This is a genomic window from Glaciecola punicea (genome assembly GCF_001756615.1).
Taxonomy (GTDB): Bacteria; Pseudomonadota; Gammaproteobacteria; order Enterobacterales; family Alteromonadaceae; genus Glaciecola; species Glaciecola punicea.
Genome location: NZ_LZXY01000002.1, coordinates 212,228 through 237,587, shown reverse-complemented (window position 1 = coordinate 237,587; position 25,360 = coordinate 212,228). Strand labels below are relative to the sequence as shown.

Below are 25,360 nucleotides of genomic sequence, written 5' to 3'. Positions count from 1 at the left end.
CGAAAGATATTAGTCATATTCCAGACGATTCTGGCGAAGACAGCTCCCCGTGCGCTAAACTTTCACGAATATCAGGGTAACCGCCAAGAAAGATAGCGCCACCCTCATGGTTAATGTAAGACAAAAAGATAAATTCTAGCCAATAGTTACGACTTAATCCATGACGCATGAAATGCTCATAAGCTTGCATAGGTATAGCGCGTCAATGCGGGACTACTAGCGATTAGCATTTTAGTGAATACTTTGTAAGCATCGCTTTTACTTTCATAGGCGCGTTTTGTGGATCCGTCATTGACCCACGCATAAACAATTACCTTTGATGCTTGGTGGTATCGAAAGAATAAGCGGTACTGCTGAAAAAACTTTGCTCTAAACCAGTGTTTGTTGTTATCACCAAGTGTCGTGCCTTGCCGATACTCGGCCTTAGTTGGGTCCTGAGGAATGATGTCAAACGCGAGTTTCTGCATCGCGGCTAATCGCTTGGTCGCGTTTTTCTTCGCGTAAGCTTTAGGGTCTTTTGTTTTGAGTTTTTCAACTTCCTCAGTCAACAATTGATATTGCTCGATGAACAAGGGATGGGCGTAAAGTGTCCAACCGTTAACAATCATGGGCTTATTATTACTCAATGTTAATCGTCTTCGTCATTAAGCGGTGCATCTAAATTAATATCAACATCTTGAATTAGCTCATCAACTTTTTGCTTCATTTCTGCGCTGAGCGTTTGAATATTTTCTGGATGGGCTTGCATATCATTGCCTAAAAATTCTAGAAAGGCATTTAATGCGGGGTCAGCATCACTTTGTTCAGCACGCGATAAAGTCACACTGCCATTTAACTCAACGGTGAATTTAATCTTGTCTTTTTTGCCAAGGTGCAATGCTTTACGCACAACACTGGGCACAGTCGTTTGGTAACGGTCAGTTAATGTTGACTCTGTTTGTAAAGGTAATTGTGGCATTTGTTTATCCTTAACTTATGTTATCCAGCAATAGTAATGCAAATGCATTACTATTGCCAGCTTTATTACGAGCACTGCCTAATACAAGCGCTGGCATTGTCAACTTATTGAATTAAGATGGTAAGAACGAATTTTCAGTAGTTCATGCCAAATTCTCGACGCAACTAACCCTAGTCCATTCACTAAATGCTCGTTCACGCAGTATCCTGTCATTATCGGCTTGCATTTTATGGCGGCCAAGCCTAAACAGATTATTTACAATGCCATGACACGATAGAAATCGTTGAGCCTGCCCTTGTGATGTAAACCGCCGCATTTGCCGTTCATGTTGCCTACCCGGTTGGTGAGACAATTCACAGCGATTGTTAGCGCCGGTGAAGATCCGCGTACATTTTAGTGTTTTTCATACTTGGATTATCTGATAGTTACTGATGTCTGCGATAACTTGACAGTACCTCCGAGAATGCAAAAGCTCAATATGCGCAAACTCTTCGGGTTTGATAATTTAACATAAGCTAACGCGGCGGAAGTTTAGGTATCAGGTTTTAGCGCAAGAACGATGTTCACTTATGCCGCTATATGATACTTACTTCTATATTTCAGGTGGGGTTTTCGGGGCGTCATTTAGGTTCTTTATGGAAGACACCACTTCTGCGACGGCATTTTTTACTACCCCCCAAAAATGCGCATTTTCCAAGGTGTTTTTCGCAAGCTCTGGCAATACAAATCTTGACATTTCCCTATGAAAATCTAGTTTAATTTCCTCGTTAACATTAACACCGTTGAGATTGCTTATCGTCCTGTCAAAAAACACATCAAAGGGAACCCCCCTTTGCAACAGCTTTTGCATCAACACATTATTATCTAGCTGAACATGCCTATTATTGAGAAAGGTAATATCCCAAAGATCACGCGGTTTAATGACCCTATTGCTATACTCCCTCATCGCAAAGGCAATGATTTTGTCCACTAATATTTCATCTAAGGACTGACAGGGGATTGGCAAACCTTCTATTGGAGATTTGAACGGGTAGAAATTCATGGTGGTTTTCATGATAGGGTTTATAGTCTCATAACGACAAATGTCTATATGAATTTTCTGCTTAGCACCACCTGGCTTTGCTGCATTTTTTTCTATAGAAACTCGCCACGTCGCCGTGTCACCTTTCATCGGCTTGGGCTGCGCGACAGATATATCTAGCATGTACTTTTTTGATAATGCATCAGACACGATGTTCGCTAGCGATGAAAACTTCTCTGGCGTGAAATCCATACCGCCATTAAAGTCAAGATCTTCGCTCAATCTATTCCAGCCGTGGCACATTCTAAGACTGGTCCCCCCTATAAACGTCAAATTTTCCAAAAAGCCACTTTGGTGAAGCGCACTTATGATGTCATGATGAAATATTTCTTTTTCTATCACATTCTCGAAACCAGAGTACTCTGGATTTTGTTGCAACACACTTTGCACTATTGGCAATATCATCATTCAAGCCCTTCATTTAACATACCGACATTCCTACCTATCCGTTTTAAATCTCTTAGCGCAAGCGCTTCTCTAGCGCGATGTATGCCAGTGTCAGTGTCATACCAAATATCGTCCATTACAGCGTGAATGTTCTTTTTTGTGTGGGTAAACTCGACCGTTCCAAAAGATGTTTTAAATACACCTGAGCGCCCGTTTGTCATTGCCGTTAAATACCCCATCGTCAATTGAGATATCACCCCAAGTCTTGATAACTCGGTTTCGGCGGTAACATACACAAAATAGTCGCTTCTAATTTTTTTCGCTAAGGCTTCTAATGTTCCTTCCCCAGATGGCTTGAAAATACTAACAACATACACACCTTTACACACACGCTCTAATACACCTGCTTTAATAGCGTTATGAATAAATAACGTTAATGCATCACGAGAGCTCTTTTTAACCCAGTAAGCAATATCACTAGTGTTAAAAAATCCCGTATGGCCTTTTTGTATAGCACAGACCATCTCTTTTTGAAGCCTCAATAAATCACTTTTCACAAACAGCTCTAAGTTAACAAAACATTTATATAATAACAGTGTTTTGTTACCTTGTTAATCTGATTTTATCTTTTAGAAAGGCTGCCTGTTTACATGTGAGTGTAGTCATACCAAGTACAATACTACTGAGGTGATTTTCCACACAAAATTAATTTCTTCCAACATCATGGTTTTGCTAAATCTATAGGCGGCCTATAGCAAGCTTCCGTTACCAATGTTCGTTAATCTGCCCACATCCGCCGTGTTTGCGCTACCGCCCAGTAATGACGTGGTCAACCTTTTTCGAACACCCTGGTTAAGCAGCTTTTTCTAAGGCATGAGCAATGGGGCATATTAGATTTCGCAAAGAAACGGGCAAATTGTTTTTGATTTTCAGTACCAGAATTTTCGTTGTCGTGAACAGACTAGCTTGCAGAAAACGTATTGCAACTGACGATTGTTAATACGAGGCGACTTTGTCGTAGTCACTAATTACCAATGTTAAGCAGATAGCTTTCGAGGTGAGTAAAGTCGCCAGCATCTGCCTTTCTTAAAGCGCCAATATACGCATTTCGCTCATTTAAAACGTATTCAAGCTCGACATTTGCCCACTTTAATGGCTTTTTTTTCAGCAAAAAAATGGTGACTGTATCTGCGAAAATCCTAGAGTGGCGACCGTTACCATTGGCAAAGCAGTGAATTTGTACCAGCCGATGTTGAATGCGTGCATTAAGCATTAGAGGGGTAAAGTGATTAAACTCTACCCAGCACTTTGCGTCTTCAAGAAAGTTATGTAAATCGACAGAGATATTGACTGGATCGACCCCAATATTTACTCCGCGCTGCCTAAATGTGCCAGCCCATGTCCAAATATCACCTAATAAGCTTTCATGCAGTGCAACAACAAATTCACGGCTAAATATCTCATCCCTGGTAAGTGTATTGTGGCTGGCTACCCAAGCTTGGCCTTGTAGTATGTTTGCCGCCTCAATTTCATTCAGCTGGCTATTGGACTGGATATGCGGCAGCTTCAAACCTATAAGGTCGTCTGGCGATAGCGGTGTTGCACCGTCTGGATTATCGGTTAATAAGCTCACGCTTCGGTCTCGCCCTTATTGGTTTTCCAAAGCGCACGGCCACCTGCCTGTAGAAATTCTTTTTTTAATTCCTCAATCAGAAATGCTTTCTTTTGCGGTGTGAGCGATTGCGATTCTAGAAGCATGTTTTGAGAGTTAGTCGCTAGGCGCATTTTTGCTAATTGTTCAGCGCGCTCTTCTAGAGCCTGATTGATATCTTTTTTGGGTACCAAGGCATAGGTTAAATCACATCCTAATTGATGTGCTATTTCGGTTAACTGCTTGATGGTAATGTCACCGTCAACTTCCCTGCGCTCTAGCACGGAAATACGGTTACGACTCAGGTTCAGCTTTGAGGCTAATTGGGCACCGGACATGTCTAAGGCTTTTCGAATGCTCCGTATCCAACCCTCAGCCGGTGTTGTTGGGAGTTTTTTCAAAGCGCTTGCTGAGTTTGCAATATCCTTATATTGCTCCTTAATCATTGAGCGAACAGTGTTACTAGACTTTTTAGTATTAGATATAGGCATGTTAGAAGTGCTATTTGTAATAGAGAATTTAATATTGTAATCTAATAAGGTTACTAATACAAAATTAATGTATTCATTAAAGATTACGTATATTAAGTTAATGTAATCTTATTTTGGTATACCTAGCAGCATGAAAAATTTGCAGGGGTCAAAATTGGGTAAATGTCACCCACTTTTTTTTCTAGTCACAGTGACTAAATTTAAAGGAGATAGGTAAGGTGCTTAATCAATTCAGCGATATGGATATTATCGCTACTGAAAAAGTAGCCGACGAGATTTATAAAGAGCAACCGAATCTTTTTAGCATTCGTAATAGTGTTAAATCAGATGGGGAAAAAGCTTGAACATGTTGAAGTTATCTTGAACATTTTGATAGTTAGCTATTTGGCATTTTCATGTTGTTTTTCCTCTTTTGACTTTGCCCCGCGCGACAGCCTGCTGGCGATTGCCATCCGCGTCGGTACTCCCACTCCCGTCCAAATACACAGTAGTAATCGCGGGTACATTTTGGTCATTACCGGCATTTGCTACCGGCACAGAATTTGCACTTGCTGCTACAACAGAAATCGTATCTGCCGCGCTACTTACCGTGCTTTCTAGCTTGCGATGACCTAACAATGTCTGGACTGCCCGAAGGTTCTTTGTTTTCTTATAAATAAGCGGTGCTTTAGTTCTTCCCATCGTGTGCGTTCCATAAGCAGTAGTATCGACGCCAATGCTAGACACCCAACGTTTTACTATTTTGGAATATTGGCGCGTTGAAATATGCTCATGGTTCTTGACTCTACTACCAAAAAGATAATCGTCGCTTTAGTTTTTGGCATTATTTCAAATTGAACAGGTTTCCCCGTTTTTGTTGCACCAGCATCGCTCGTGATTGCACAGCCGCTTGAAAGAATGGATAAACCGTTTTATCACTCAAATTACCTAGACAAAACTTGCTTTGATGTACTGCTAAATGTAGTCTTTATAAGAGTAGTTCTTACATCGAGAAGCGTTACGCCTGCTCCGAGAAGAAAAAGCAAACTCCAGTGTAAACACCTTGCGGGCTCTACTAAAAGAAGGGTTTGACAGCGGTTTGAGTCAATCAACCGCCCAAGACATTAAGCATAGAGTACTCATGAAAAAAGGGTTGCTGTGAATAATTTCACCCCAATACCGCTTAACCAACCTTAAATAGGGCTGAATTCAGCAGCATTTACGGGGCTATTTTCAACAAAAAAGCGTCTAAGTGCTTGGGCATCAGTTTCTTCGGTTTTCACAAATCCGGCAAGTTGATCTAAGATTGGGTAGCCGTCGCTGCCTGCGGCATTGTAACTATTAATGCTCATTCGATATGTTTGGTTTTTATCAAATGGCTTACCGTCTATATAAACAGTAGTAAGCACGCCATTTTCGCGTTCAAAGCTCAGTTTGTGGTATTGCAAATACGCGCCTGAGCCTGGCTCAAAAGCAGTGAGTACTTCAAGGTAGTCCCATAGCGCTTGGCCATGCCAATCCATATAGCTAATTGTGTTTTTGAATGGATGCACTTGTAATACATCTTTGTAGCTAACCTCTCCTAGCGCTATACTGTTGCGCATGCCACCACCGCTGATGACACCAAAATCAGCGCCGACAACATTCATTTGTGCTTGGATGATCACTCGTGCTAAGTTAGTTTGTTGCACACGCACTTTATCCCGGTCACCCTCAAGCTTTGCATCTACATAGCCAATCGTACCTTCAATTTGCGCAGCACCTTTAGCTTGAAAGGGCATTAGAAAAGCTTTTAGCTCAGTGTCAGCGGGGATATAACTCGTGGCCAATTCTAATTTGATGGAGCCATCGGATTGTGGTTTATCAAGGTATAAATTGACCGGTAACAACTTATAATCAAGCAACGTTAACTGATCATCTGCAAACTTAAATTCAGCTTTACCCACATATTTACCCCACTCATGGGCTTGCATGATCCACGTACCGTTTTGTTGGTCTGGCTTACAACTCATTCCAGGCTTAAAATTATCGTCGTTGATGTTGCCGGAGGCCATACATACCTGTTTTTGAGAACGCCCACCAATGATCACATCCAAAGTATTGTTGGGTAAAGAACGTGCGAGCGTCACATCTCCTGGGGCATTGCTGCCGTAAGATGCATCTACATAGTGGCCCATATGCGTAACGGCAATGGTAATATCGGGCTGATATTGTTGCTCAAGTCTTTGTGTGAGTGCGGCCGTGATTTGAATCGGCTCCCTAAACTCTAAGTTATTGATATATTGTGGGTTACCTATTTTAGCGGTGTCGGTGGTGGTAAGGCCAATAACGGCGATGGTTAAATCTTGTTGCTGAAAGATTGCATATTCTTTAAACGCATTTTGCCCACTATCTTTAAAGAATATGTTGGCCGACAAAAACGGAAAATTTGCCCATGTTTGTTGTAAATCTAACACGCTAAGGGGATTGTCAAATGCGTGATTGCCAAGGGCCATTGCGTCATAACCAATCAATGACATGCCTTTAAAATCTGGCTCGGCGTATTGTAAATCAGACTCCGGCACGCCAGTATTAATATCACCGCCCGATAACAATAAGACCGCATGCCCTTGTGCCTGCGCTTGATTACGAAGTTCATCAATTAGCGTTTTACGCGCTGCCATTCCATATTCGCCTTTTTCATTGTGCCAAAAGCGACCATGGTTATCGTTAGTGTGCAGTATGGTTAGAAAGCGAACCTGTGATCCGTCAATACTTTCGTTTAGCGGCGGTGCAGTGTTACAAGCAGTAATACTAAGAGTGAAACTGACTAGCACTATAGTGGTAACAAATGCGCGCATAATATCATGTGTCCTATTGAGTTTCGCACACATGATATACCGAAATTCAGCTTTCGGCAGCTTTTAGTGTTGCTGAAGGGCTTTCTTATTGCAGCAGGATAACGCGTAGTTCAACGGGGCGTTTTTGTTGATGCAGCACTAGTTGCTGCCTGAAACTGTTGAGTAGGCAAAAAGTATGTGGCTAGCGCATTTAATTTAGCCATAATAGCTTCATACTGCTTGGTGTCTACTAACTCAAAAATAATCGGCGTGAGTATTTTAATAACTCTGAAGCAGTGTATACGCCAATGTTCAGACATAAGAAGGTCACACATGGTTTCTTCTAGGGTACGTAGAAGCCTGAAATATACTTTTTCCCTTGCTGCAGGTGTTTGACACTGTTGCGCAGCCTGCAAGCCTGAATTGAAATAACAGTTTATAATATCGAGTGTTTGGTGGTGGTTTTGTGCTCGTATTGCTCGCTCGTAGCAGGCAAGTTGGTATAAATACATGCTCATTTCCTAACCTTAATGATAATCGTTAGCATTAAGGTTAGGGGGTATTAGATTCGACGTCAAGTGTAAATTTTGTTTACGTGTACCTTACATATCTAATAGAAGTCATAAAGGCCTGTAAATACGCTAAATGCTATCACGCTACAAATGACTATCACGGTATATGAGAGCCATTTACCGGCACATATACTCGATATCACCTTGTGCCAAACGGTCCGCCTGGCACAAGTTTTTAACCGATTAGATCTATTTCAATATAGTTATTGCTTCATTAGCAGTTGTTAGTTTTCCCTAGTGCGTTTTGCGGCATCTTCCACGATGCCTTTTTTTCTTCTAGTAAAATGTGTAAGTTGACAATAAGTGCTAATTTGTTGTTTCGAAGCTCATAATTATTCTTGCGGCAAAAATCCATCTATAGATAAATAACGCTCACCGGTATCATAATTAAACCCTAGCACCTGTGCCCCTTGCGCTAGCGTAGGTAGCACTTGGCTAATAGCCGCTAGCGTTGCACCCGATGAAATACCGACTAACACGCCTTCTTCTGCTGCGGAGCGTCTTGCCATATCTTTTGCATCGTCAGCATCGACTTTAATAGTGCCGTCTAAAAGTGTAATGTCTAAATTTTTAGGAATAAAACCTGCACCAATACCTTGAATAGGATGTGGGCTAGGATCGCCACCTGAAATTACAGGTGATGCTGATGGCTCTACCGCAAATATTTTTAGTTGTGGCCATACTTTTTTAAGCGCTCGCGCGCAACCCGTAATGTGCCCGCCTGTGCCTACGCCTGTCACAATTGCATCTAAACCATCGGGGAAATCGGCAAGAATTTCTTGTGCGGTATGATCAACATGCACATCTATGTTGGCTGGGTTTTCAAACTGTCGCGGCATCCACGAGTTTGGAGTCTCAGCCACTAACATTTCTGCTTTAGCAATTGCACCGTTCATGCCCTTTTCCTTTGGTGTTAATGCAAATGTTGCGCCGTAGGCTAACATTAAGCGACGGCGTTCTACCGACATGCTTTCTGGCATTACCAATATTAATTTATAGCCTTTTACTGCCGCTACCATCGCCAGACCCACACCGGTGTTACCCGAGGTTGCCTCGATAATAGTTGAACCGGGCTTTAATAAGCCGCTTTTTTCTGCAGCTTCAATCATTGACAAAGCAATACGATCTTTGATTGAACCACCTGGGTTTGATCGCTCACTTTTAATCCACACGTTTTGCTTATCTCCAAACAAACGTTGAACTTTAATATGCGGGGTATTACCAATAGTCTCTAAAACTGACTGCACTTTCATAACTTGTTATCCAATTATTATATTTAAAAATAGAATGGTATTAACTCTAAAGCCACACTGACGACAAAACAAGTACCTTTTTATTCATAAATAATATATGCAAGTACAATATTGCTAAAAACTTACCCAGGACAAAAGCGCAGGACAAAAGCGCAGGACAAAAGCGCAGGACAAAAGCAAATTCATCTAACGAGACCTTGAAAGATTGTTCAAGGCAGTCTAGTGATTGGCTATTGCAATTGGCATTTGACAAGAATATAGCTTTGGATCGATACTGGTTTAGCTGTTTTAGATATTATACGGCACGACATGGAGTGGGGGTCGCTACCTTTTCGCACTTGGGAGGATGAACATGAACATGAACGTCACACAGAAACTGATCCAATCGCATCTGATGCACGGTGATATGAAACCGAACGAGGAGATTGGTATCCGCATTGACCAGACTCTGACGCAGGACGCTACCGGCACGCTAGTTATGCTTGAGCTGGAGGCAATGGGCCTGGACCGAGTGAAAACTGAGGTGAGCGTCCAGTATGTTGATCACAACATCATTCAAGAGGACTTCAAAAACCCCGACGACCACCTTTTTCTGCGCAGCGCATGTCAGCGATTTGGCGTCTGGTACTCGCGGCCTGGAAACGGGGTGAGTCATCCCTGCCACCAAGAAAATTTCGGTAAGCCAGGCAAGACGCTGCTTGGCTCTGACAGTCACACCCCGGCGGCCGGCGCTATTGGCATGCTTTCTATTGGCGCTGGCGGGCTAGAAGTGGCGCTAGCAATGGCGGGTGAACCGTTCTTTACACGTATGCCTTTGGTCTGGGGAGTGAAGCTTACCGGCATCTTGGCGGACTGGGTGAGCGCCAAGGACGTGATCCTAGAGATGTTACGCCGCCACGGCGTGGAAGGAGGTCATGGCCGGATCATCGAATATTATGGACCAGGGCTAGACACATTAAGTGCGATGGATCGGCACGTGATCGCCAACATGGGTGCCGAGCTTGGCGCGACCAGTACGGTTTTCCCATCCGATCAGGAGGTGCGCCGTTTCTTACGCGCCTGGCAGCGCGAAGAAGATTGGATCGAATTAGTTGCCGATAAGGGCGCGACCTACGATGTATATGAAGAGATCGATCTGGCCAGCTTGGTGCCGCTGATCGCTATGCCGTCCAGCCCGGGCAACGTGCGTCCGGTTAGCGAAGTAGCGGGGGAGCAGATCTATCAAACATACATTGGTTCGTCAGCTAATCCCGGCTATCGTGACTTAGCTGTTTCCGCTATGATGGTAAAGGGTCGGCAGGTGAATGACCGAGTTTCGTTCGATATTAACCCCACCTCTCGCGCGCAGCTTGAAACCTTGGTGCGTGATGGACACGTAGCTCATCTATTGCACGCTGGTGCACGGCTTCATCAGGCTGGCTGCAATGGCTGCATTGGCATGGGTCAGGCGCCGGCTAGCAATGAACTTTCTTTGCGTACAGTGCCGCGCAACTTTCCCGGTCGTTCCGGTACGCGCGAGGACAAGGTTTGTCTGGTCAGCCCAGAGACCGCCACGGCGTCTGCGCTCACCGGCGTGATCACCGATCCACGCACACTTGGCATCCCTTATCCTCGAATTGCAGACCCAGATGATCCTATTATCAACCGCGCGATGTTTATGCCGCCGTTGCCGCTTGAGGAGGCGCAGCAAGTAGCCCTTGTGAAGGGCCCTAACATTGCTTCGCTGCCGAACTTTGAGCCACTGCCTGATGAGATTGAAGTGCCGGTGATACTTAAGACAGCGAACGACGTGTCTACCGATGAGATAATGCCGCCAGGGTTGCGCGTGCTGCCGTTTCGGAGCAACATTCCCATGATTGCTGAGTTCTCCTTCGACAGAATTGATCCTACCTACGCCGAGCGAGCCAAGCAGATGCCGGGTCACGTTGTGGTGGGAGGAAGTAATTACGGACAAGGTTCGAGCCGTGAGCATGCCGCACTAGGCCCGCAGTATCTTGGGCTGCGCGCTGTCTTGACTAAGGGCTTTGCACGAATACACGCGCAAAACCTAATCAACTTCGGCGTGTTACCGCTGATCTTCACCGAGTTTGCTGATTACGATGCGATTCAGGCCGGCGACGTGCTGCGCCTGACTGACCTTCGGCGCGTGCTATCTGAGGGGGGTGAACTGGTGGTCGAAAACGTCACTCAGCAGCACACGTTTCAGGTGCGTCATGACATGTCACCGCGACAAGTACAGTTCTTGCTTAGTGGCGGATTAATTAGCTGGATGAAAGAGCGCCTCTCACGACAGTAGGAAAATAATCAACGCGAACCGATTGTTGGATCCGCACTGGGTTTGCCAAAAAATGAATCCTCTTTAAAGTAGTAGTCTGCGTAAATTGCGAGCCGCGCGCTTATAATTGCACGGCTCGCGCTTATTCTATGGTTTAAAAAAACCGCTATTACTAAGTTTATAAGCAGAACCTGAGAACTTACGCATGTTTTCATCTTCGCCCACAACAAGGTCATTACGACCATTCACATAGCCTTTTGTCTTGCAGTCAGACAAGTCTGATCTACCCGTACTCTCAATGTTTTTCAATATCAAAGATGTCGTCTTATTTACTGATGAAAAAGTGTGCATTTTGTTATGCGCATGTCGCCTATTATGGACTATTTTGTTAATGAATAATTAACGTAAATATTTATTTACGGAGCAGCGCGAAACTCGCGTAACATAAGGGTCACAATGCATATCCTACGCGTAATTAAGTTACAATATAGTAGTTGTTATGACTGATAGAAACGTTTTAAAACGCCTATTAAATTTGTTATTAAAGGGGTAATTACCATGAGCCAAATACTTGAATATTCATTCAAAAAAGAAGTCGCAGATCCGCTTAGTAAACATCATATGCCGGCTGGCACCTCTGATCGATTCGCCTTTCGCTTAACTAAGTTATTACGTTTTTTTGCCGACCATTTTTTTGCGAAACGCTACGGGCATCGTGCCGTTGTACTTGAAACCGTAGCAGCTGTGCCTGGCATGGTTGCTGGCATGGTCCGCCATATGCGCTCATTGCGTCGAATGAAAGACGACAGAGAAGCGATTCATACATTGCTTGAAGAAGCTGAAAATGAGCGCATGCATTTGATGACCTTTATAAAAATTGCCCAGCCCAGCTTATTTGAGCGGTGGTTGATTATACTTGCACAAGGGTTTTTCTTTGCTAGTTTTTTCATTTTATACGTAGTTTCTGGCCGAACCGCGCATAGGCTAGTAGGGTATTTCGAAGAAGAAGCGGTATATAGCTATACCGAATATTTAGCTGCAGTAGACAGTGGTCTATTGGAAAACGTGCCGGCTCCTGATATTGCTATCGACTATTGGAATTTGCCGAAAGACGCAAGACTTCGCGACGTTATTATTGTGGTTAGACAAGATGAAGCTGGCCACAGAGACGCAAATCATCAATTTGCTAATAATTATGATCAGGAGTCCTAAATTCGGTTCAGGCTCACCCTTAATCTAGATTACTCGCCCAATTATACAAAACCTCATTCAAGCTCGAAAAGTTGAGGTTTTCTTTTGTAGATAGGCAACACCCCCATATTCAAAATAGTCCTTACAAAGTTGGTAGATAATAGTCTCATTTGCCGCGCTAACTGTATCTGTTATTTACCCTTGCTTTACTTGTATATGGTCTCAAGTATACTCATCGGCAATTATCTAGTGCAACAAGCGGTCAAGTTTGAAAATGAAGACTTTACAAAAATCACTAAGGGTATTCATGATTGCGTCAACAGTAATTAAACAGGCGTAAAATGTTTAAAGAAGTGCTTGCGTTTGTCGCCAAAATGCGAAGATATTTGTTTAACTCGGGCTGGATAATGCTCGAGAAGATCCTCTCCCTTGGTATAACCTTTTTAGTTACCCTGCTAGTCGCTCGTTATTTGGGGCCTTCACAGTTCGGTCTACTGGCGTATGCTATGTCGTTAACGGCCCTGTTTGGTGTGGCCGGGCATGCGGGTCTCAGCGGTTTGGTTATGCGCGAGTTAGTGCGTAATCCCGATAAAATCCATGAAGTTTTGGGCACCAGCCTAGTGATGAAGGCAATTGGCTATTTAGTGGGTATAGCGTTAGTGCTAATATTTACGTTTAGTACTGAAGAGCTGGGTAGCGACGGGTTTTATATACTCATTATTTTATCGTTTACAATGCTACTTAAACCCTTTGATGTTATCGATTTTTGGTTTACCTCACAGCTTAAGTCTAAATTCAATACTTACGCTAAAGTAAGCGCCATGCTCATTGTTGCTGGATTAAAAGTATTATTTGTATATATGGGTGCGCATATTCTTTATTTTGCGCTGGCCAATACATTGCAAGTTGTGCTTGCATCTGTGTTACTCATCGTTTTGTATCAACATAAAAGTAAGCTGTCGCTTTTCAGTTGGCAAGCATCTAGGAAACGCGCCCAACAGCTGTTTTCTGAGGGTTGGATGGTATTTCTTGGCTCTATTTTTGCGATAATTTACCTTAAAACCGATCAGGTAATGTTGAAGTGGCTCGTTGGCACCGAAGAAGTGGGTATTTACGCCGTTGCCGCGATCTTGTCTGAAGCTTGGTATTTTGTGCCGGTTGCAATTGTGACATCGTTTTTTCCAAAGCTCATTAATATGCAAAAACAGAACGACCCACGCTATGCGCCCTCAATGCAGCAGCTGTATGACGTTTTGTTTCTAATTGCAGTGTCCATCGCAATTTTAGTCACCTTGTTCGCTGGGCCAATCATTAGTAGTCTGTTTGGAAGTGATTATGCAGGCTCTGCAGATATCTTAATTATTCATATATGGGCAGGCTTATTCATATTTATGCGCGCGGCTTTTAGCAAGTGGATACTGATTGAAAAGCTCGTTGTATTTTCGCTGGTAACCCAAGGCTTAGGCGCTTTTGTGAATGTGGGCTTGAATTTATATCTTATTCCTCGTTTTGGTGGCGAAGGCGCGGCGTACGCGACTATAATTTCGTACGCGGTAGCGTCTTACTTTAGCCTTTGTGTGCATCAAAAAACGCGACCTGCGTTTTTTATGATGAGCAAAGCGATGGTTTCCCCAATTCGTTTGCTGCTAAACATGGCTAAATAAAGAACTTGTAATGTCGATAAATGACTTGCTAAGTATTATAGGGCAAGTAAAATGCTGAGTAATGCGCCGCCGGTTTACCCCCGTGGCGGCACTTACATTTTTGCATGGAAAATAACACAGGTGTATATGAATAAAATAAGAGTTGTGCGGGGCTTTACCCTCGTTGAGCTTCTCATCGTTATGCTAATTCTAGGCTTGCTAGCCTCGTTAATAGCGCCGCAAATGTTTGGCAGAGTTGATTCATCAAGAGTGCAAACCGCAGAAACGCAAATGCGAATGCTTGAAACCGCTTTAAACACATTTCGAATCGATACCGGCAGATTTCCCGAAAACCTTGCAGAGCTTCGCGCAAGCGAGCATTCAATGTGGAACGGTCCCTACCTGCCGCGAGAAGTGCCAATGGATCCTTGGGGCAACGCTTATGTTTACCGAGTGCCAGGCGAAGATGGAAGACCGTTTGCACTCATGTCATTAGGCCCTGAAGGGCAAGAAGCCAGTGAAGACGTTATCCGAAACTAACGACAAGCGCACTTGACAGGAGTGAGATGGAAAGTTTATTACGCAATGATTTTGCAATCGCTGAAGATGAATTACGCAAAGCCGTTCTTTATCAGGAGCGTAATGGTGGTAATTTAGAAAAAATATTAGTGAGCTTGGGCGCGTTATCTTCTGAGCAACTCCCCCATATTTATAGCAAGGTTTTTGCGCTGCCATTTTACGAAGACGCGCAAGCAAGTGAAGAGCTTTGGGGATCACTTAGCAAAGAGCTGCAGTCATCATTGCTTGCCCATAATATCTTACCTTTACACAATACCGATAAAAAGCTAACGCTGTTGGTGCAAGACCCGACCATGCCGGCTTTAAATGAGCTCTTAATTCGCTTACCTAAGCTCTTGTCACAGGCCGATGTACCCGTGAATGAGCTGCAGGTCAGTTTGGCCTCTGAAGTTGTATTTGAACGCATTAAAAAACAGCTGCAGGCGCACGCGCCGGTTTCAAACACCTCTGGGCTAAGTGTATTTGAAGAAGATCGCTTGCGTGAAATGGCGTCAGAAGCGCCCACGGTAAACCTGCTAAACACCCTCATTTCGCGTGGCCTAAGGCGACGAGCTTCCGACATGCACATTGAACCAAGCAGCGGTAGAGGCCGAGTGCGCTACCGTATTGATGGGGTTTTGCATGAAACCGACTCAATCCCCATACTCATGGTATTGCCAATCGTTACCCGTTTAAAATTACTGGCAAGCATGGATATAGCAGAAAAACGCCGCCCCCAAGATGGCAAAATTGAATTAAGAGTAGACGGTAAAGATGTAAACATTCGCGTTTCGGCATTGCCCGTATCTGGCGGTGAAAGCGTTGTAATGCGATTCTTATTACAAGAATCGTTAGAGTACGATGTTGCCAAACTGGGCATTGAGGCCGATATTGAAGCCGATTTAATGCTCGACATTGCCTCCACCTCCGGTGTGGTATTACTTACCGGCCCTACTGGCTCGGGCAAAACGACCACTTTGTATTCCTTTTTATCGCGCCGCAACGAATCTGGCATCAAGATCATTACTATTGAAGATCCGGTAGAGTACCAACTTGAAGGGATCAATCAGGTGCAAGTACAATCCGATATTGGGTATACCTTTGCCGGCGCTTTAAGAGCCGTTGTTCGCCAAGATCCTGATGTCATCATGGTAGGTGAAATACGCGATTTTGAAACCGCCTCCATTGCATTGCAGTCGGCGCTTACTGGTCACTTAGTATTTTCAACACTGCATACCAACGATGCCCCAAGTGCATATACTCGACTGCTCGATTTAGGCGTAGAGCCGTTTTTATTGAGCGCCGCCGTAAAATCCATTGTGGCACAGCGCTTAGTACGTCAATTGTGCCCACACTGCGCCCAGCTTGATGAAACTGCAGCAGACATAGTCAAAAATTTACAAATGAGCTGGCTTTCAACATTATTACAAGAGCAACCCACTTATAAAAAAGCAGTAGGCTGCGAACATTGTGCAAATACCGGTTACAATGGCCGTATAGCCGCCATTGAATACATGCGCTGTGATGACGATCTGCGGGCTTTGCTTGGTAATAAGAATTTTCTGATAGAAGCGCGCCAGCTGAATAAGAGTAAAGGCAGAAGAACGCTGTTAGAAGATGGCGTTTTAAAAGCGATGAAAGGCATAACTACTATAGACGAAGTGGTTAGAGTGGCCGGATAGTGAATCAATTTCGTTACGTAGCGTACAATAAATCGGGCGTTAGGCAAGAATCGTTGATTAATGCGATGAATATTGCTGAGGCCCGAAAGCGACTTGAATCTGATGGTCTTTTGTTGGTTTCTCTTGCTATTCGCAACAACGACAGCTTCAGTATAAGTATGCCTGGCGGCAGTACGCTCAATACAAAAGATGTCGAATTTTTCACCGCTGAAATGGCGCTTTTGCTCCACAGCGGTCTTAAAGTCGACAGAGGCCTAACCATTTTGCGTAATAACGTGGAAAAGCCAGCGCTGCAGAATTTACTTGATTCAGTTTATCAAGACGTAAAACAAGGCCTTACCTTATCCTCCTCCCTGGCAAAATTTTCTATATTTGATGCACTTTATATCGGCCTGCTGCGCATTGCAGAAGAAACCGGAGAGCTAGCAACAACCTTTGAGCGCCTTGCTTCCGAACTAAAATATCAGCTTGAGTTAGCCAATAAAGTGAAGCAGGCTTTAATTTATCCGAGCGTTATTCTTGCCGTGTGTGTACTGGCTTTGGTCTTTATTTTTAATTTCGTTGTACCAAATCTTACCTCATTATTCAGTGCGCAAGATGATTTGCCTTTATATACAGTTGCCTTACTCAACGTGAGCCAGTTTATGCAAGATTTTCAACTTTACTTGCTTGTTTTGTTTCTTGGCGCCGGTTTTTTACTGTACCAGCAGCGCAATAGCGCTTGGGTTGAGCGCTTAGTTGACACTATGCGCGATCGCCTGCCGGTGGTGTCAAGCGCAAATTTGTTAGTTGAGCGTATTCGCTTTAACGCCGCCCTTGCCACCATGCTTTCGTCAGGCGTGGCCATAGATCGCGCGCTAAAGCTTGCGCAAGGAACGTTGCGCAGTAAATCTTTGCGTCATGAAGTGGGTGTTGCCTGCGAAAGTGTTCAGCGCGGCGAAGGCTTAGCGCAAAGTATGAGTGAAACCCGAATATACCCCCCCTATTACGCGTCGTTATTGAGCATTGGCGAAGAAAGCGGCAAATTAGAGCGCGTATTCACCGAAATAGCCGACCGTTCACGCACCGATTTCTATAACTGGGTTACTCGGTTCACCACCTTATTAGAGCCCATTTTAATTTTAGTGATGGGCACAATAGTGGGCACTGTGGTAGTTATCATGATGCTGAGCATTTCTGCTATCACCAACGTGGACTTTTAAGTCGTGGCTAGCGTGCTTACATTAGGATCAAAGCCAAGGCATTTAAATGTCAGGCGTGTGGCAGGATTTACCTTAGTTGAATTACTGGTTGTATTGGCAATATTAGGCATAGCGCTAAGCTTAGTAGGGCCTTTTACTATTAATCAACTCGACAAGGTAAAGCGCGCACAAGAGCGTGAAGAAATAAGGCTGCTGCTCAATGAATGGCAGTTTAGGGCGTTTAATCAGCGCCGCACGATTCAGCTAGGGTTTTCGGGTAGCCAGTTATTAGTGAGTCGCGGTAGCGCTATTAATCGACCTCAGGTAGAGCTTGAAAGCCAAATAGCAAGCTATGAGTTCGCTTTTAGTCAGTTTCCGTCACAGTCGATAATTGTGAACGCCCATGGTTATGCAAATTATGATCAACTACAGCTTTTACAGGGCGAGCGAGAATTTACCCTTAACATTGTGAACACTGGCCTTATTACCGGCAGTAAGGCAAATGCTACAGCTGGGTTTGGGGCTAGTGTTAATGCAACTGACTAGTCAAAATATACGCGCATTCAAAAAAAACCAAGGCTTCACGCTTGTGGAAGTGTTAGTGGCTGGCCTGATCCTTTTTCTCACGTTAGGGGCAGGGCTACGAGCATATGAGGTGGCCATGAATGGCAGCTATCGCGCCGCCCAGCATTTAAAAATGCTGCAGGTAACTGAGTTTGTGCAAGCGCACATTCACAAAGCCATTAACGATGAAGTGCAAGACGCCGAGCAAACAGGGCGACAAATTAATGAACTTGCCGGTCAAACTAACTTAATGGAGGTTGCCATTAATTGGCAAGCGGTGCTTTTTGAGCGCGGTTCGCCGCCGCGCCGGTATGACGAAAATATTGGCGCTGAAGCAGATTTCGAACCTCGCTTTTTCAAGTTTCAAGTAACGTTACGCTTAACTTTAAATAAGCGCGCGCAAAGTTTTACGTATACTGAGTTAGCGTGGTTTAAACAATTAAAAGTAGCCCAGTCGTGAACACAATAATCGACGGTTCTAGGGCATTGGCCCCAAAAAACAAAGCGCATGGCTTTACCCTAGTTGAAGTATTGCTTACCATGGCTATTTTGAGCATGCTCATGCTCACAGCAACTTATGCCTATAACTACATTACCCAAAATTGGAAACGCAACCAGCAGCTGTATGAAAGTGAGTTAGCGCAGTATAAAAGCGCCACTTTGGTATATCGCGCAGTGGCTCATACTCAGCCCAAAATAGTAAAAGGGGAAGGCACTGCAAGTTTGCAAGGCGCAAGCTCACGCACAGGTTTTTATTTTTTAGGGCGTGATAATGGATTTACCGCTTACACTCACTCAGCCGCCCAAGATCCGGCTTACCCCGCCGTTTATCGCTTATTTCGCGAGCAGAGTGAAAACGGCCAGTTCAGTTTAATTTATGAAGAGGCAATGTTAAATGACGTGCTTCTTTTACGCGCTCAGCAAAATCTTCCATTTTCTTTTCGCCTAACGGTGGCAACTGAGCTAAACAGCCTAAACTTTGAATATTACGGCTGGGCGTCAGCAACCATAAGAATGAATGCCAATCCTGAAGTAGGTACGCAGCTGTTTACGCCCGAGTGGTTCAAACAATACGATGGTATGGAAAGAGTTCAACACCCCCTTGTGGTCCAAGTCAGGATTGAAGATTTTCTGTGGCCAATACCAGTGCTTGATTTGTCATCTGAACTTCTCAACAGACGCTTTGTTGGCGAAGAATAAATGACTCAGCAGACTAAAAAACATAAGGGCCTAGCCTTAGTACAAGTGCTCTTACTCGTGGCCATGCTATCAATACTGTTACTGCTTATGACAGCGAATACCCAGCAACAGCAAAAGCAGGTTATTGCCTTACAAGCGCAGCTTGACCAGCATTTTCGTTTGTATTCTACAGGCAATGATATGGTGTATAGCTTGCTTACGCATAGTTGGAATAGATCTGCACAAGCTAGCGCGAGCGGTTCTACTATAGTGCAAAGCGCTGCCAATAAGAGCGGCGGCGTAAATGCTTGGCACGAGCATTGGAATTTTTATGCATCTTCGTTTGCGCTTAACGATTACTCAGCGCGGATCACAAATTTGAATAGCTTAGTTAGCATACAAACCGCAGGCAGGCCCATGGTTTTATTGCTAAAACATTTAGGTTACGCTGAGGCTGAGGCAGTAAGTTTGGCAAATCAGGTACCGACACCATTTGCCACAACCAGTAGCTTTGGGCCTATGCAACTGCCTTCGGAGCAATCGCAGCAAGAAGATTTTTTGCCGCTGCAGCATATCCATGAATTATCACTGCTCCCGGGCTGGGATAAAGAATTAATGCAGCGCGTCACCCCTTATGTTACTACCTACAGCTCACGACTTTTGAACGAAGCCTATATGCCCAATACCATGCTGGAAATGATGGTAACTAAATCTCAGGCTGATATAATCCGGCTAATGCGTGCTGAAGGTAGCTTTAATAGTATACAATTTGAAGCCGTGACTGAATTGTTGGCAGATGAGCTGCGCAGTTTTTTTGTTGGCCCCGATTTTCGCATTGAGGTTTGGCACAACAGCTCTCCCGATTTTGTAAGAGTGCTTGAAGCACGATTATTGCCTTATCAACCCACTGCTGTTGAATTTCGTTATCAAGGTTGGGGCTATTAATAAGTTAAGTGAGCGCCGTTGTAAAGCGCCAAAAAGGATTTACTAGCTAGCGCTTTAGCAAACCAACAAACCAACAAATAACAATAAGTGACCACAGGAACACGAATGATTGGCAAGCGAATGGATAAAAAAGTAGCGGATGGGGCTAAGCGCTTAGCGCTTAGCGCTGCGGTTTACTTTAGTGGCCAAGAACAAGTCCGCTTAGATGCTAGCCCTTGCAATGTGGCCAAGCCCTGGCTACTTATTCTGGCTAAGTCTTGTTATCAAGAAGAGATTGAGTCGTTCCCCATTAAATCAGCCAGTGAGTTAAAGCAATTACTCGAGTTGCAGCGCCCTAAAGACGCTCTTACCCGTTATTTCATTGGCCCTTACATTAATAATCAGCGGCTAGTGTACAGGATTTTTATTGACCCCAACTACGCCGTTCAAGCAAGTGCTGCGCGCCTGCTGGTGCCAGAAACGGTTTTGCTGGGTGAGTTTGCACCATTAGGTTTCACCAGTATAAGCTTGTATGCAACACAAACGGTTATTTCGGCACAGCATTTGTGGTACTACAAAGGACCAAAGCAGGGCTTGTCGGTGTTGCAAGGTGGCTTGGTGCAAACTGAAGACGCAGCGCGCGTAATGCTTGGGGTTAGCAGCGCCGCGCCCACTCAGCAGTGGCATTTTTCGCAGTATCTTAATGTTATCAGTGAAAATTGGTGGCGTTTACCATTGGGCTGGTGGCTGGCCGCACGTAATGTGCAAGAACATAAAGAGCCTTTACCTTGGCCTAAATTATTCGGTGCTGGCATCGTAATTTCGATTGTCTATGGGCTTGCTTCTTCTAGCTATCTGCACTTTGCAAATGAATGGCGCGCAAAGCAGTTGGTGAATATGAGCAATGATGTTACCCAGCGACTAGGGGAGCGTGAAAGCTTTGATGGTAACCTTAGCAAATTAAGCGCCTTAAAAAAGGCTGGTGAAATTGAAGCTCAGCAGCTACACGCATGGAATATCATTGCTTTTTTAAATATAAACGACATTGATATAAACCAAATAAGTGCGAATAACGAGTATTTAGAGTTTAGTGGTGAAACTAACAGCGCCACTGACTTAGTAACCCAACTTAATAGTTTAGCCGGCGTAGCGCGAATCGAATTTATTTCACCGGTAAGAAGAGGGCGCGCCGGAGAAACCTTTCGTTTACGTATTCAATTGGTAGCAAATTAATATGGCAAAGACAGCGGTTAGCAGTAACCAAAAAAAACTGCTTATTTCATTATTAGCAGTGCTGGCTGTAATGCGTTTTTTTGGTGTGCCGTTTATAGCTAAGCAAACCGAGCAAATTACGCAGCTAAATCTTACTTCACAGCAGCTCGAGCGCGCTACTCGTTTGTTAGAAAACGATATCAGCGAAGAGCGTGTTAGGCAAGTTAGCGAGAGTTTGCAAGCCAACGAGAGCGAGTTTCTTCAGCACCTAGAAGCAAATACATTTCGTTTGCAGGCGCAAACTGCTATACAGCAAGCCGCCGCCGTTTATTCCACGCAGCTTGAGTTATTTGACTGGTTAAGCAGTGAACAGCGCCAGCAAGGATATTTACAAGTACATCAAGCGCGTATTGTGCTGCAGGGTACTTCGCAAAACGTCGCGCAAGCGCAGCTTGCTATTCAACAGCAGGTGCGCGGTTTAAAAGTATTAGAGTTTGCCTTGCGCGAACAACGTGCAAGGGCTAGGCGCGAAGGCTCAGCTAGCTTAACAATGTTAATTGAAATGACAGGGGTGCGAAGATAATGCGTTTACATGTAGCCCAATACACCCGCCTGCCTTTTATCATTGTTGTTGGGGTTTTGTTATTGGTTTTTTTCGTTGACTTTATGCAGCGTGTTTGGCGCCCGCTAAACCCGCAAGAAGCGAATATTTCCCAGTTTTCTGAAAATGCTACGCAAGTAGAAACCGCCTTTAAACAGCCTGCCTACCTAGCGCAATGGCTGCAAGGCAATGAGCAAGAGCAAGACCAAGCTGACGTTATTACCAATAACGACAGTGAATTAGCCGCAGAAGTTGTGGCTATGCCGGGTAGCACAGCGCTTAATAATGAAAATGTGCGAATTCGCGCTATTTTTATAAGTGGTAATAAAGGTGGCAGTAAAGGCGGCAGTAACATCACAAATAATACAAAATCTAAAGCGGTCGCTGTCGCCGAAGTGCAAAATACTGAAACAGGCGAAGTAAGCAGGGTGCTATTGCGCACTGCCGATACTATTTCGGCTTGGAAAGTCAGCCTAATTGAAGTTAACCAAGTGCTGCTAACTAAAAACAACGCGGCAGAAGATGCTGCAGGTGCGCCGCAAATTGCACTATACGTTTTTGAACCAATAGCTAGCGCGCACAAAACTGACGAGCCAACAAACAATGGGCTTACACATAATAAAAAATCTGGCTCTGGAGAATGAAAGTGGTGTTACCAACAATTAAATTACAGCGAGTAATAAAAGCAGCGGCGGTTATTAGTGTGTTAGCCGCTCTTGCGGGATGCGCGCAAACACCGCGCCAATACACTGTAGACCCATCACGTATGGCAAGCGACGAACGCTTTGATAATCAACAGTCAGATGTGGGCACCACTACCCCCCTAGAGCGCGCAGAGGCAGGCATTAAACGTTTAACCCCGCTAGTGCTTGAAGAGCGAGAACTACAGCAGCACGAAAATGCCGCGCAATTTTTTTCTGATAACGATCAGCAGCAGGTTTCAGCCGATGAACTCGCGGTTAGCGACTTTGTGCAAACAATCTTGGGCGATGTGCTAGCAGTCAATTATATTATTACCGATGAAGCGCGGCGAGTAGGCGGCAGCGTTACCCTAAATGTTGCTGAACCAGTATCGTCACGCCGTTTATTTGTACTGGCGTCAGAATTGTTAGATGAGCGAGGGCTTAGCCTCACGCGCCGTGATAACGTATTTTATGTTACCCAAAAAGAAAACAACAGCCGCGGCGGCGCCATTATCGGTCGCGGCCGTGAGCGCGCAGACGTGCCCGATACTGTGCTGCCGGTATTACAAATTATTCCACTACGCTACGGCATAACCCTTAGCATTGAGCGTACCTTGCGTAGTTTAAGCAGTGCTGTTATCACCCCTGATTTTGATCAAAACGCACTATTTGTGCAAGGGCCACGCAATGAAGTGTTGCGCGTAATCGATTTAGTTAATCTACTCGATGTGCGCGCGCATCGAGGGAAATTTGTGGGCTTGCTACAGCTTACTTACATAACAACTAAGGAATTTACCGAAAAAGCCAGCCAGTTACTCGCCGCCGAGGGTATTCGGGCTTCTACATCGGCTTCAGGAGGCAATGCACTGCTAATGGTGCCAATTGACCAAGTCGGCGCAGTGGCGCTATTTGCGGGCGAAGATTTTATACTGCAGCGCGTTGAGTATTGGGCAAAGCAAATTGATAGGCCAACGCAAGGTGCTGAAAAACGCTACTATATTTATCATCCGCAATACGCCCGTGCATCAGACTTAGGGGCATCTATAGCGCCACTACTTAGTGGAGATGCTGGCGCAAATGCAAACCAAAGCCGCGATACTCAATCAGCCCAAGGGGGCCAGCAGTTGGTAGCAGGCTCACAACCGCGCAGTGGGCAGGGCAATAATCAGGGCCCTCAGGTTGTTAATGTAGTAAGTGAGGATTTGCGCATGACCGTAGACGAACGTTCAAACAGCATAATATTTTTTACTTCAGGCCAAACCTACGCATCATTACTCCCTATAATTCAACGACTCGATATAATGCCAAAACAAATTTTACTAGACGCGACTATTGCAGAAGTGACGCTTACCGATGAATTTGCCTTAGGCTTCGAATTTGCCTTTCGAAGCGGGCGCTTAACGGGCGGAACATTGGGCCGATTAGGCCTACCAGGCGGTGGTGTTGGCCTGAATTGGTCTGACGGCATAGGCGATATTTTAGCTAGTCTTTCGGCCAGTACGAATTTAGTTAATGTGCTGTCAAACCCTACTTTAGTGGTGCGCGATGGGGTGTCAGCAAATATTAGTGTGGGCAATGATATTCCAACCGTTGGTGCTACGGTATCCGATCCTATTCAAGGCGACAGGCAAACCACCGTAGTTAATTATCGTAAAACGGGCGTTGACTTAACGGTAACCCCCACTATTAATGCCAGGGGCTTAGTGATATTGAAAATTGAGCAGCAAATATCGAATGAATCAGAGGGTGGATCGAATATTGCCGGTTCCCCTTCTATTTTTGAGCGCTCAATTAGAACAGAAGTATTAGCGCAAAGTGGGCAAACCGTCTTACTAGGCGGCTTGATTTCTGAAAACACGACCAACAATAATGCGAGGGTGCCCGGCCTTGCCAGTTTGCCCTTAGTGGGACACTTATTTAAGAGCCGCAGTGAGTCTAAAGTGAAAACTGAGTTGGTTATTTTTATAACCCCACGGGTAATTGAAAGAGCAGATCAATGGACCGAGATACGTGCACGCATCTCTGAAGGCTTAATAAACCTAAAGATTGCCGAATAATGGTCGATAAAAAAGGGTAACAGAAAAGGAAGTGTAACGACAAGATTTACCCACCGGCTTCTGTATCATAAGAAGGTGCTGTTGGCATAGCATCTATTAGAGCGCCAGAAATTTGATAGTGTGAACTTATGGACCGAAACGCGCGCGTGCACAACTGAAGGCTTAAGCAAGCTAAAAACTGCACAACAAGCGCCTTAAACATCAGCAACATAAATGCAGGTAGTGTTACAGCAGTTTTCGGCTTACATACATGGTAAATGAGCGTGATGTTTGTGAAATAAACAAGGAGTTAAAAAATACCTCTTATTTACCGCTGGTACCAAACATTAACTTGATAAACAGTCAACTGTACGTTACTGTCTACTTAGCTTGATCTGTAACTTCAGATACCAACTGAGATCTGCAAGTTAATATTGAGT

Annotated in this window: 25 protein-coding genes and 2 pseudogenes; 15 read left to right on the top strand and 12 right to left on the bottom strand. The window is 44.5% G+C overall.

The genetic code is table 11. The features are described 5' to 3' along the window. Positions 1 to 13: 13 nt before the first annotated feature. The 6 genes and pseudogenes from BAE46_RS14720 to abiEi all read right to left on the bottom strand — a co-directional run bounded on the left by BAE46_RS14720 (position 14) and on the right by abiEi (position 2,983). Positions 14 to 169 (bottom strand): hypothetical protein, encoded by a 156-nt coding sequence (locus BAE46_RS14720; RefSeq protein WP_006007780.1) that lies wholly within the window; start codon positions 167 to 169, stop codon positions 14 to 16. A gap of 7 nt (positions 170 to 176) precedes the next feature. Beyond that, positions 177 to 608, bottom strand: coding sequence for a type II toxin-antitoxin system YhaV family toxin (locus BAE46_RS03330; RefSeq protein WP_006007779.1), 432 nt, complete (start codon positions 606 to 608; stop codon positions 177 to 179). Between the two features lie 20 nt (positions 609 to 628). Beyond that, positions 629 to 958 carry a type II toxin-antitoxin system PrlF family antitoxin gene (locus BAE46_RS03325; protein WP_006007776.1) on the bottom strand — a complete coding sequence of 110 codons (330 nt, stop codon included), beginning with the start codon at positions 956 to 958 and terminating at the stop codon, positions 629 to 631. 142 nt (positions 959 to 1,100) lie between these two features. Beyond that, positions 1,101 to 1,325, bottom strand: a pseudogene (locus tag BAE46_RS14970) (IS6 family transposase); the annotation flags it as partial. 225 nt (positions 1,326 to 1,550) lie between these two features. Then, a complete protein-coding gene (locus BAE46_RS03320; protein ID WP_051987359.1) occupies positions 1,551 to 2,447 on the bottom strand; it encodes a nucleotidyl transferase AbiEii/AbiGii toxin family protein in 897 nt (298 codons plus the stop codon). Beyond that, complete coding sequence (gene abiEi / locus BAE46_RS03315; protein WP_006007771.1) at positions 2,444 to 2,983, bottom strand: type IV toxin-antitoxin system AbiEi family antitoxin; 540 nt, start codon at positions 2,981 to 2,983, stop codon at positions 2,444 to 2,446. Before abiEi ends, BAE46_RS03320 begins: the two co-directional genes overlap by 4 nt. Positions 2,984 to 3,320: 337 nt before the next feature. On the opposite strand from abiEi, the gene BAE46_RS15185 reads away from it, so the two are divergent. Next, entirely contained in the window at positions 3,321 to 3,416 is a 96-nt protein-coding gene (locus tag BAE46_RS15185) for an Arm DNA-binding domain-containing protein (protein ID WP_081483983.1), read from the top strand. Between the two features lie 34 nt (positions 3,417 to 3,450). Here BAE46_RS15185 and BAE46_RS03310 read toward each other — a convergent pair whose 3' ends face one another. The 6 genes and pseudogenes from BAE46_RS03310 to cysK all read right to left on the bottom strand — a co-directional run bounded on the left by BAE46_RS03310 (position 3,451) and on the right by cysK (position 9,191). Beyond that, the gene (locus tag BAE46_RS03310; protein ID WP_006007769.1) at positions 3,451 to 4,059 is read right to left on the bottom strand and encodes a mobile mystery protein B; all 609 of its coding nucleotides are present in this window, start codon (positions 4,057 to 4,059) and stop codon (positions 3,451 to 3,453) included. Then, a complete protein-coding gene (locus BAE46_RS03305; RefSeq protein ID WP_070111751.1) occupies positions 4,056 to 4,568 on the bottom strand; it encodes a mobile mystery protein A in 513 nt (170 codons plus the stop codon). The genes BAE46_RS03310 and BAE46_RS03305 overlap by 4 nt, the downstream gene beginning before the upstream one ends. A 585-nt stretch (positions 4,569 to 5,153) precedes the next feature. Further along, positions 5,154 to 5,454: pseudogene (locus BAE46_RS15180) on the bottom strand (tyrosine-type recombinase/integrase); the annotation flags it as partial. Between the two features lie 286 nt (positions 5,455 to 5,740). Continuing rightward, positions 5,741 to 7,387 (bottom strand): bifunctional UDP-sugar hydrolase/5'-nucleotidase UshA, encoded by a 1,647-nt coding sequence (gene ushA, locus BAE46_RS03295; protein ID WP_070111750.1) that lies wholly within the window; start codon positions 7,385 to 7,387, stop codon positions 5,741 to 5,743. Between the two features lie 110 nt (positions 7,388 to 7,497). Beyond that, the gene (locus tag BAE46_RS03290) at positions 7,498 to 7,878 is read right to left on the bottom strand and encodes a hypothetical protein (RefSeq protein WP_006007762.1); all 381 of its coding nucleotides are present in this window, start codon (positions 7,876 to 7,878) and stop codon (positions 7,498 to 7,500) included. Between the two features lie 392 nt (positions 7,879 to 8,270). Then, on the bottom strand, positions 8,271 to 9,191 hold the full coding sequence (gene cysK / locus BAE46_RS03285) for a cysteine synthase A (RefSeq protein WP_006007760.1): 921 nt from the start codon (positions 9,189 to 9,191) through the stop codon (positions 8,271 to 8,273). A 352-nt stretch (positions 9,192 to 9,543) separates the two neighbouring features. On the opposite strand from cysK, the gene BAE46_RS03280 reads away from it, so the two are divergent. The 14 genes from BAE46_RS03280 to BAE46_RS03210 all read left to right on the top strand — a co-directional run bounded on the left by BAE46_RS03280 (position 9,544) and on the right by BAE46_RS03210 (position 24,941). Continuing rightward, positions 9,544 to 11,487 (top strand): aconitate hydratase, encoded by a 1,944-nt coding sequence (locus BAE46_RS03280; protein WP_070111749.1) that lies wholly within the window; start codon positions 9,544 to 9,546, stop codon positions 11,485 to 11,487. A gap of 537 nt (positions 11,488 to 12,024) precedes the next feature. Continuing rightward, on the top strand, positions 12,025 to 12,678 hold the full coding sequence (locus tag BAE46_RS03270; protein WP_006007752.1) for an alternative oxidase: 654 nt from the start codon (positions 12,025 to 12,027) through the stop codon (positions 12,676 to 12,678). Positions 12,679 to 12,998: 320 nt separating this feature from the next. Beyond that, the gene (locus BAE46_RS03265) at positions 12,999 to 14,321 is read left to right on the top strand and encodes a flippase (RefSeq protein ID WP_070111747.1); all 1,323 of its coding nucleotides are present in this window, start codon (positions 12,999 to 13,001) and stop codon (positions 14,319 to 14,321) included. A 51-nt stretch (positions 14,322 to 14,372) separates the two neighbouring features. Further along, on the top strand, positions 14,373 to 14,840 hold the full coding sequence (gspG, locus tag BAE46_RS03260; protein ID WP_083256781.1) for a type II secretion system major pseudopilin GspG: 468 nt from the start codon (positions 14,373 to 14,375) through the stop codon (positions 14,838 to 14,840). A gap of 26 nt (positions 14,841 to 14,866) precedes the next feature. Continuing rightward, the gene (locus BAE46_RS03255) at positions 14,867 to 16,540 is read left to right on the top strand and encodes a GspE/PulE family protein (RefSeq protein WP_070111746.1); all 1,674 of its coding nucleotides are present in this window, start codon (positions 14,867 to 14,869) and stop codon (positions 16,538 to 16,540) included. Next, positions 16,540 to 17,742, top strand: a complete 1,203-nt coding sequence (locus BAE46_RS03250) for a type II secretion system F family protein (protein ID WP_040521165.1) — start codon at positions 16,540 to 16,542, stop codon at positions 17,740 to 17,742. The genes BAE46_RS03255 and BAE46_RS03250 overlap by 1 nt, the downstream gene beginning before the upstream one ends. A gap of 57 nt (positions 17,743 to 17,799) precedes the next feature. Next, a complete protein-coding gene (locus tag BAE46_RS03245; protein WP_006007740.1) occupies positions 17,800 to 18,267 on the top strand; it encodes a type II secretion system protein in 468 nt (155 codons plus the stop codon). Then, entirely contained in the window at positions 18,254 to 18,745 is a 492-nt protein-coding gene (locus BAE46_RS03240) for a PilW family protein (protein ID WP_040521164.1), read from the top strand. The genes BAE46_RS03245 and BAE46_RS03240 overlap by 14 nt, the downstream gene beginning before the upstream one ends. Next, positions 18,742 to 19,485, top strand: a complete 744-nt coding sequence (locus tag BAE46_RS03235; RefSeq protein ID WP_006007729.1) for a type II secretion system protein — start codon at positions 18,742 to 18,744, stop codon at positions 19,483 to 19,485. The genes BAE46_RS03240 and BAE46_RS03235 overlap by 4 nt, the downstream gene beginning before the upstream one ends. Beyond that, positions 19,486 to 20,409, top strand: coding sequence for a type II secretion system protein GspK (locus tag BAE46_RS03230; protein ID WP_006007727.1), 924 nt, complete (start codon positions 19,486 to 19,488; stop codon positions 20,407 to 20,409). A 105-nt stretch (positions 20,410 to 20,514) separates the two neighbouring features. Further along, positions 20,515 to 21,621 (top strand): hypothetical protein, encoded by a 1,107-nt coding sequence (locus BAE46_RS03225; RefSeq protein ID WP_070111745.1) that lies wholly within the window; start codon positions 20,515 to 20,517, stop codon positions 21,619 to 21,621. 1 nt (position 21,622) lies between these two features. After that, positions 21,623 to 22,183 (top strand): hypothetical protein, encoded by a 561-nt coding sequence (locus tag BAE46_RS03220; RefSeq protein ID WP_070111744.1) that lies wholly within the window; start codon positions 21,623 to 21,625, stop codon positions 22,181 to 22,183. Next, complete coding sequence (locus BAE46_RS03215; RefSeq protein ID WP_070111743.1) at positions 22,183 to 22,845, top strand: hypothetical protein; 663 nt, start codon at positions 22,183 to 22,185, stop codon at positions 22,843 to 22,845. Before BAE46_RS03220 ends, BAE46_RS03215 begins: the two co-directional genes overlap by 1 nt. Continuing rightward, positions 22,842 to 24,941: a type II secretion system protein D gene (locus BAE46_RS03210; RefSeq protein WP_070111742.1), complete on the top strand. Its 2,100-nt coding sequence runs from the start codon at positions 22,842 to 22,844 to the stop codon at positions 24,939 to 24,941. The genes BAE46_RS03215 and BAE46_RS03210 overlap by 4 nt, the downstream gene beginning before the upstream one ends. Positions 24,942 to 25,360: the final 419 nt, after the last annotated feature.